The organism is Mesorhizobium sp. M7A.F.Ca.CA.001.10.2.1, assembly GCF_003998575.1.
Classification (GTDB): domain Bacteria; phylum Pseudomonadota; class Alphaproteobacteria; order Rhizobiales; family Rhizobiaceae; genus Mesorhizobium.
In genome coordinates, this window is sequence record NZ_RZQY01000112.1 from 1 (window position 1) to 7,814 (window position 7,814).

The 7,814-nt window shown below is 63.0% G+C and carries 6 protein-coding genes and 2 pseudogenes; 4 read left to right on the forward strand and 4 right to left on the reverse strand.

Features of this window, described 5'->3' with window-relative positions:
• The coding region (locus EN964_RS10250; protein WP_164775774.1) for a response regulator transcription factor at window positions 1–223 on the forward strand (223 nt) is incomplete at its 5' end.
• A 317-nt stretch (window positions 224–540) separates the two neighbouring features.
• Here EN964_RS10250 and EN964_RS10255 read toward each other — a convergent pair.
• Window positions 541–1,002 (reverse strand): hypothetical protein, encoded by a 462-nt coding sequence (locus tag EN964_RS10255; protein ID WP_127267187.1) that lies wholly within the window; start codon window positions 1,000–1,002, stop codon window positions 541–543.
• Window positions 1,003–1,539: 537 nt separating this feature from the next.
• Here EN964_RS10255 and EN964_RS10260 point away from each other — a divergent pair.
• Both EN964_RS10260 and EN964_RS10265 read left to right on the forward strand, forming a co-directional pair.
• Window positions 1,540–3,542: pseudogene (locus EN964_RS10260) on the forward strand (PhoX family phosphatase).
• Between the two features lie 225 nt (window positions 3,543–3,767).
• Complete coding sequence (locus EN964_RS10265) at window positions 3,768–3,992, forward strand: hypothetical protein (protein ID WP_013528677.1); 225 nt, start codon at window positions 3,768–3,770, stop codon at window positions 3,990–3,992.
• On the opposite strand, the gene EN964_RS10270 is transcribed toward EN964_RS10265, so the two are convergent.
• On the reverse strand, window positions 3,984–5,174 hold the full coding sequence (locus EN964_RS10270; RefSeq protein WP_127269737.1) for an NAD(P)/FAD-dependent oxidoreductase: 1,191 nt from the start codon (window positions 5,172–5,174) through the stop codon (window positions 3,984–3,986). The two genes, EN964_RS10265 and EN964_RS10270, sit on opposite strands and share 9 nt — an antisense overlap.
• Window positions 5,175–5,526: 352 nt before the next feature.
• Here EN964_RS10270 and EN964_RS10275 point away from each other — a divergent pair, with 352 nt between their 5' ends.
• Complete coding sequence (locus EN964_RS10275; RefSeq protein WP_127268576.1) at window positions 5,527–6,564, forward strand: phosphatidylglycerol lysyltransferase domain-containing protein; 1,038 nt, start codon at window positions 5,527–5,529, stop codon at window positions 6,562–6,564.
• A 77-nt stretch (window positions 6,565–6,641) separates the two neighbouring features.
• Here the strand turns inward: EN964_RS10275 and EN964_RS10280 are convergent, their stop codons facing one another.
• The gene (locus tag EN964_RS10280) at window positions 6,642–7,403 is read right to left on the reverse strand and encodes an ABC transporter permease (RefSeq protein ID WP_127268577.1); all 762 of its coding nucleotides are present in this window, start codon (window positions 7,401–7,403) and stop codon (window positions 6,642–6,644) included.
• A pseudogene (locus EN964_RS38445) lies at window positions 7,400–7,814 on the reverse strand (multidrug ABC transporter ATP-binding protein); the annotation flags it as partial. The pseudogene EN964_RS38445 and the gene EN964_RS10280, both read right to left, overlap by 4 nt.

Here is a 7,814-nt window from a genome sequence, read left to right on the forward strand (position 1 = left end):
CGGCATTGCGGAACGGCTGCGGCAGCTCACCGATCGGCAGACGGAAATCCTGCGGCTGGTGGCGGAGGGGCTGAGCAACAAGGAAGTCGCCTTGCGGCTTGAGCTGCAGGAGAAGACCGTCAAGCATCACATGACCGGGGTGCTGTCGAAGCTCAATGTGCGAAACCGCACCGAAGCAGCCTTGATGATGCGTGAGTTGCGCGACCGCGACAGGCCTTCCTAAAGCAACGAGAGCATGATGCCGAAAGGTGTGAAGCGGTTTTCGGAAGACATCATGCTCTATCTCTTTGATTTAGAGGCGGATTTAGATTTCAGGCCGATTTCGACCTGAAATCATCCGGCTCTAGGGGAATTCGCAGCGGTTTCCGTCCTGGATTGCGCAAAACAACGATTGCAAGGTTGCGTGCCTCCGCAAGGTGCGGACCGCGCAAAAGCGCGTCGCGCCTCGGGGACCGGGGCGGCACCGCCAAAAACGAGGTCACCTCCGCCGGGGGGCGGCGGAGGTGACGTGCAAAGCTGACCGTTGCCTGTTGGCCAGCTTCACAAGGCCTTGAGACGATCGGCATCGGCCGGCGTGGCCTGGCGGTCGATGATCGTGCGACCGAGCGCGTCCTTCATGCTGAAACGTCCGTTCTCAAGCTTTTCCGTTATGCCGTCGGGATGCCGGACCGTGATCTTGTTGCCGGTCACGTCGACCTTGTCACCGGTCTTTGCATTGACATGGCTTCCGCTCTTACCCTGATTGGATCCCGATTTGCCGCTATTGCCGCTGTTGCCATTCCCGCTATTCCCGCCGCTGTTCCCTCCATTGCCGCCGCCGGAATTGCCGCCGTTGCCGCCGCCACCACCGCTGTTACCGCCACCCTTGGCGTATGCGCTGGCGGTGTGAATGCCGGGAACGGAGCCCTCCAGGACAATTTGGTAGGGAGCAATCGTCAACGCCAGCGCCGCTGCCGATTTGAGCGCCAGCCGGCAGCAACGGGTCGTGACCGATCTGTGCATTTTGATCTCCGACGACTGAGCCCGGCGCGCCCCACCCCAACGTTGCAGTGCAACAACATTGCCGAAAGACGCGGGGTCCGGAAGCGACCTCCGACCGTTGCGGTTGTCAACTAGGACCTTTGAAAGCGCAAGATTGGACTAAAGTCCCAAGCGTATGCTACATTAGCTTTGCATGAACGGCGCCGCGACCGCCATCGCTAAATGGGAGACTCGCTTTCCCTACGCCTGACGACGGCAGACGCCGAACATCAAGTCACCTCCGCCGGGGGCGGCGGAGGTGACTTTGTCGAGCCGGCCGTTTGCAACGACTGACCCCATGGATGCGCGGCGAAACATGCCGCCGAAGGTCTCCTTCCTCTCGAAAAGACGATTCCGGAGCAGTTCACGGCCTTCGGGAATGCTGAGCCAGCGCTGCGCGTAATGCCTGTCGCGCCTGAAAGGTCTCCCGATGTCACGAAAATGTGACCCGGCGATTATAAGGGGGGTCAAACAGGTACCCCACGCTCCAGCCAACCCGACAGCCAGAGGCAAGCCACCATGACTGACCTTCGCTCCGCCGACACCCGATTCCGCACCAGCCTGCTCGAGGAAAACGACGGCCCGGCCATCAACGCCTCCGACAACCGCACCATGGGCGAGATCATCGCCGCGCGGTTCTCGCGCCGCGGCTTCCTCAAGGGCTCGCTGGCCGTCTCGGCCATCGCCGCCACCGTCAGCCCGCTGGCGCTGATCAGCGCCGACGAGGCCAGGGCCGCGGAAGGCTCGGCCTTCGCGTTCGACGAACTTGAGGCCGGCATCGACGACAAGCACCATGTCGCGTCGGGTTACGATGCCGATGTCCTGCTGCGCTGGGGCGATCCGTTGTTTGCCGATTCGCCCGACTTCGACCCGACGAAACAGTCGGCCGAGGCCCAGGCGAAACAGTTCGGCTACAACAATGACTATGTCGGCTACATCCCGATCGACGGCTCGGCCGAACATGGCCTGCTGGTGGTCAACCACGAATACACCAATCCGCATCTGATGTTCCCGGGCATCGTAAAGATCGTCGAGAAGGACGGCAAGAAGTCGGCAGAAGTCGCACCCCTCTCGAAGGAGCAGGTCGATGTCGAGATGGCCGCCCATGGCGGCACCATCGTCGAGATCCGCAAGGACGGTGGCAAATGGCAGGTGGTGCGCGACGGCAAGCTCAATCGCCGCATCACCGCCAACACCGAAATGGCGCTGTCCGGCCCCGTTGCCGGCCATGACCGCGTCAAGACCAAAGCCGATCCGTCCGGCACCAAGGTTTTCGGCACCGTCAACAATTGCGCCGGCGGCGTCACGCCCTGGGGCACCTATGTGATGGCCGAGGAGAACATCCATGGCTATTTTTCCGGCGAGCTGCCGGAAGACCACAAGGAAGCCGCGAACTACAAGCGTCTCGGCATTCCCGAAGGCGCCTATGAATGGGCGGCGCATTACGAGCGTTTCGACCTCGCCAAGGAACCCAACGAAGCCAACCGCTTCGGCTGGATCGTCGAGGTCGATGTCAACGACCCGACCTCGACGCCGAGGAAGCGCACCGCCATGGGCCGCTTCAAGCATGAGGGCGCCGAATCGATCGTCGCCAAGGACGGCCGCGTCGTCTTCTATCTCGGTGACGACGAGCGCTTCGACTATGTCTACAAGTTCGTGACCAGGGCCGCGTTCAATCCGAACGACCGTGCCGCCAACAAGGACCTGCTCGACGATGGCACGCTGCATGTCGCCAGGTTCGCCGAAGACGGCACGGTCGAATGGCTGCCGATCGTGTTCGGCCAGGGGCCGCTGACGGCTGAAAACGGTTTCACTGGCCAGGCCGACGTGCTGATCGAGACGCGCCGCGCCGCCGACCTGCTCGGCGCCACCAAGATGGACCGCCCGGAAGACATTCAGCCCAATGGCGTCAACGGCAAGGTCTATGTCATGCTGACCAACAATTCGAAGCGCAAGGCCGACCAGGTCGACGCCGCCAACCCGCGCGCCGAAAACGCCTTCGGCCACATCATCGAGATCGCCGAGGACGGCGGTGATTTCACGGCCGCCAAGGGCAAGTGGGAAGTGCTGCTGAAATGCGGCGATCCCTCGGTTGCCGATGTCGGTGCCACCTTCTCGACGGCAACGACGGCCAATGGCTGGTTCGGCATGCCCGACAATTGCGCGGTCGATTCGGCCGGGCGTCTCTGGGTCGCGACCGACGGCCAGGGTCCGAAAGCCACCGGCCGCACCGATGGCTTATGGGCGGTGGACACGGAGGGGCGGCGCGGGCGACCTCGAAACTATCCTTCCGCGTGCCGATCGGCGCCGAAATGTGCGGTCCGCTGTTTGCGCCCGACGACCAGACCGCCTTCGTCGCCGTCCAGCATCCGGGCGACGGCGGAGAGGACTGGGAAGCGTTCGGGCGCCCGTCCTACTATGAGGACCTGTCGACGCGTTGGCCCGACTTCAAGCCCGACATGCCGGTGCGGCCGTCGGTCGTCGCCATCACCAAACAGGGCGGCGGCAAGATCGCGGTCTGATTGCCCACTCGCATGGGCAGCAGCGGAGCAGAATTTGCGCCGCTGCTGCGCCTTGAGCCGCGGCATGTATCCCTTGGGCTGCGGAGCAGCTCCTGGGGTCTGCGCCGCGTCGCTTCGCCCCTTGCTCCGCCCCAGGATGGCGAGGCGACGGGGGGAAGTCGGTCAAGCCTCGGGAAAGATTGGCAATTTAAACATGGCGCTCTAGGTCTTTATCAGGAGATCGCCATGTCGAAGTCCGTCTATGACCGTGGCTTGCTCAAGCCAGCCGATATCGCCAAGCTGCAGCGCGTGTTCGACGAGGCCTGCCGGCGGCGCGAGGCACATCCCGATTCCGCCGACGCGCGGGAAATCGCGCTTAACCTGCTCGCCTTGCACAATGCCGGCATGGTGGAAGAGGACATGCTGATGGAAGCCGTCGGTTTCCGGCGGCTGGAACCGAAATCAGCGTGATGCGCTGGATTGGTGCGAGGCCGACCTTGCAATTCGTTTGGCGATCGCCTTGGCCAGGATGCCGGCATTGGCGAAGCAGCCGCGAATGCTTGGCCGCATGCCGGTGAACCACAGACCGGGCAATTTTGGATCGGCTTCGCCACCGTTGAAGAGCGGAACGCCCTTGGCGTCGAGCACGCCGAGCTTGCCGACCATGGGCTCCAGCCCCGTGCGGTAGCCTGTCGCGGCAATGACGATGTCGGGATGGATCAGGCTGCCATTGGCCAGGATCACGCCATCGCGGGTGAATTCCCGTATGCCCGGCACGACGGTGATCTTGCCGGCCTTGATGGCGCCGACGGCGCCGTCGTCGGCGGCGATCGCGGTGTAATCCGAGCTCAGGCGGCTGGCGCCGCCCGCAGGCGCGGGCGGCAGACCGAATTTGGTCAGGTCGCCGAAAACCAGCCGCTGCGTTGCCGCCATCACCGCATCGGCGAGCCGCAACGGCAAGCGCGCCATGATCGGCGAAAGCCGGTGCACGGCGATCTTGCAGATGCGCTTGGGCAGCAGGGCGGGACCGTTGCGGGCCGACAGCCAGATGGCGGCCGTGTCTATGCCGGCCAGATGATTGAGCGCATCGAAGCCCGAATTGCCGGCGCCGACGACCAGCACTTTTTGGCCCGCATAGGCTTGCGCGTCACCAAAATCCGCCGAATGGATGATGCGCCCGACGAAATCCCTCATGCCTTTCCATTCGGGCGTGAACGGCTGCCTGTCGCGGCCGGTAGCGATGACGACATTGCGGGCCAAGCGCGGTCCGGCGCTGGTGCGCAATGCCCAGTGATCGCCCTTGAAGATGATCTCTTCGACCGCGACGCCAAACTGCACCGGCAGCCGGTTCTCCTTCTGGAAATCGTTCATGTGGCGGATGACGACCATTCTTTGCGGAAAGGCGGGCGTGCCAGGGGGAAAGGCGAGACCAGGCAGCGAAGAAAGATCGCGATGGGTGTTGAGATGCAATTGCTGGTGGCGCCGGTGCCAGGGCTCGGCCAGCCGGCTTTCCTTTTCCAGGATCGCCGTAGGCACGCCGGCGTTCATCAAGGCATGCGCGGCAGCCAGCCCGGCAGCACCGGCGCCGACGACGATTGCCGGCTCGACCGTGGCCGGCAGATCCGCAACCGATCTGATTGTCGTATCAGTCATTCACTCGAATCCCATTGGACGTCCCGCCGTAAGGCTCGCAGGACGCTGTAACCGTTTGATCGCGCGCAGGATCCCCTGCAGCAAACCGCGGCCGAATTTCGAGCGATGCGATTTAGCGCCACACGCCGGGCCGCGGTTGCGCTCTATATGGCATATGCGCGATATCAACGGTAATCAGGTCGCGGCAATGTGATTGATTCGAGGCCTTGGGTGGCTGGCGGGTCTCGGTTATCCCCCACGCGCATGCCCGAAATCGAGTCCGATTTTCGAGTCATGCGCAGAATCAAAGTGTTACAGCACCTTGGCGCGTCCTGGACGGCCGGCGCTGTAGGCGGCACGCGGAATCTCGACCATGCCCTCCTTGCGGTTCTATTTCGACAAGATCCTTGAGGCCGCCGCGCCCGAGGTCGAGCGGCAGGCGCTGACCCATATCGAACGCCTGGCACTGGTGCGCCGCTATGGCGACTTCTCGCTCGCCTATTCCACCGCCGTGCAAGGCAAGCTTTCCTATTTCGGCGACGCCGATGGCTACATCGCCTTCGGTACCAAGATGAAGCACCATTTCGCGCTCGGCGACCCGGTGGCGGCTCCGGCGCGTCGGGCCGATTACATCAAGCGCTTCGTCGAGACCGCCGGCAGCCCATGGTTCGTGCAGGTCGGCGAGGACACCGCACGCGTGCTGGCCGGCCTTGGCTACAAGGTCAATCGCCTCGGCATCGACACCCGCCTCGCCCTGCCCGAGCATGATTTTTCCGGGAAGCGCAACGAGACCGTGCGCTACTCCGAACGCTGGCTGCTGAAGAAAGGCTTTTCGTTCGAAGAGGACAAGCGCACGATCTACCTCGACGAGATCGCCCGGCTTTCGGAAAACTGGCGCGGCGACCGCATCGTCAAGCGCTGGGAGATGGGTTTTCTCAACCGCCATTTCGCCGACCATCTCGGCACCGACATGCGCCGTTTCGTCCTGCACGGTCCCGATGGCGAACTGGTCGCTTTGCTCGACTTCGACCCGTTGTTTGCCGGCGGCAAGGTCATCGGCTACACCACCGCCTTCAAGCGCAAGCATCTCGACGCCTCACCGCATGCCGAGATCGGCCTGACCAAGTTCGCCGTTGACCGTTTTCGCGAAGAGGGCATCTCGGTGGTCACGCTCGGCCTGTCGCCGCTCGTCGATGTGGGCCCGAGCGGATTTGCCGAAAGCGATTTCTGGCGCAATGCCTTCCAGCGCGCCTATTCTTCTCCCTGGGTCAATCGGCGCAGGTTCAACCTGCAGGGCCAAGCGGCGTTCAAGCGCCGCTTCCACGGCGTCGAGGAGCCGGTCTACATCGCCTTCCGCAAGGGGACGTATGTCGAGATGCTGGGGTTGCTGCGGCTGGTCAAGGCGATCTAGGTCTGGCGATATTCAGGTGAGGCCGGCCTGACTTGAATCTCGACAGACCTGACAGCGTCACACGGCGCTTTCGCCGCTCAGTTCCTGAGCCGGTAGCCGGTCCTGAAGATCCAGGCGACGATCGCTATGCAGATCAGCAGAAAGACGATCGTCATGCCGAGGCTGATACCGACCGAGACATCGGATTTGCCGTAGAAGCTCCAGCGGAAGCCGCTGATCAGATAGACGACCGGATTGAACAGCGTCACCGTGCGCCAGATCTCGGGCAGCATGTTGATCGAATAGAAGCTGCCGCCGAGGAAGGTCAGCGGCGTGATGATCAACAGCGGCACCAGCTGCAGCTGCTCGAAACTCTTCGCCCAGATGCCGATGATGAAGCCGAACAGGCTGAAGGTCACCGCCGTCAGCACCAGGAAGGCGAGCATCCAGAACGGATGCAGGATGGTCAGCGGCACGAACAGCGAGGCGGTGGCCAGGATGATCAGACCGAGAAGGATCGACTTGGTCGCGGCGCCGCCGACATAGGCGATGACGATCTCCAGATAGGAGACCGGCGCCGACAGAAGCTCGTAGATCGAGCCGACGAATTTCGGGAAGTAGATGGCAAAGGAGGCGTTGGAGATCGACTGCGTCAACAGCGACAGCATGATCAGACCCGGCACGATGAAGGCGCCGTAACTGATGCCGTCGATCTCGGTGATGCGCGAGCCGATGGCCGAGCCGAAGACGACGAAATACAGCGATGTCGAGATGACCGGCGAGACGATGCTCTGCAGCACGGTGCGGAAAGCACGCGCCATTTCCATCCGATAGATCGCCCATACGGCGCGAAGGTTCATGGTTCCCTCCTCACCAGATTGACGAAGATCTCCTCGAGCGAAGAGTTTTGCGTGTCGATATCGCGGAACTGGATGCCGCCGGCCTCGAGATCGCGCATCAACGAGGCGACGCCGGGCCGCTCGGCCTGATTGTCATAGGTGTAGGTCAGCTGCCCGCCATCGGGCGACAACTCCAGCGCATAGCGCGAGAGCGCCTCGGGAATGGCCGTCAGCGGATTGCGCAGTTCCAGCACCAGCCGCTTGCGGCCGAGCTTGCGCATCAGTTCGGCCTTGTTCTCGACCAGGATGATCTCGCCGCGGTTGATGACGCCGACCCGGTCGGCCATCGCCTCGGCTTCCTCGATATAATGCGTGGTGAGGATGATGGTGACGCCGTCCTCGCGCAGCCGGCGCACCATCGCCCACATGTCC

What these genes read in the sequence shown, in the direction of transcription:
- EN964_RS10255 (WP_127267187.1), bottom strand. Translation starts at nt 1,002, where the DNA reads ATGCACAGATCGGTCACGACCCGTTGCTGCCGGCTGGCGCTCAAATCG.
- EN964_RS10265 (WP_013528677.1), top strand. Translation starts at nt 3,768, where the DNA reads ATGTCGAAGTCCGTCTATGACCGTGGCTTGCTCAAGCCAGCCGATATC.
- EN964_RS10275 (WP_127268576.1), top strand. Translation starts at nt 5,527, where the DNA reads ATGCCCTCCTTGCGGTTCTATTTCGACAAGATCCTTGAGGCCGCCGCG.
- EN964_RS10280 (WP_127268577.1), bottom strand. Translation starts at nt 7,403, where the DNA reads ATGAACCTTCGCGCCGTATGGGCGATCTATCGGATGGAAATGGCGCGT.
- EN964_RS10270 (WP_127269737.1), bottom strand. Translation starts at nt 5,174, where the DNA reads ATGACTGATACGACAATCAGATCGGTTGCGGATCTGCCGGCCACGGTC.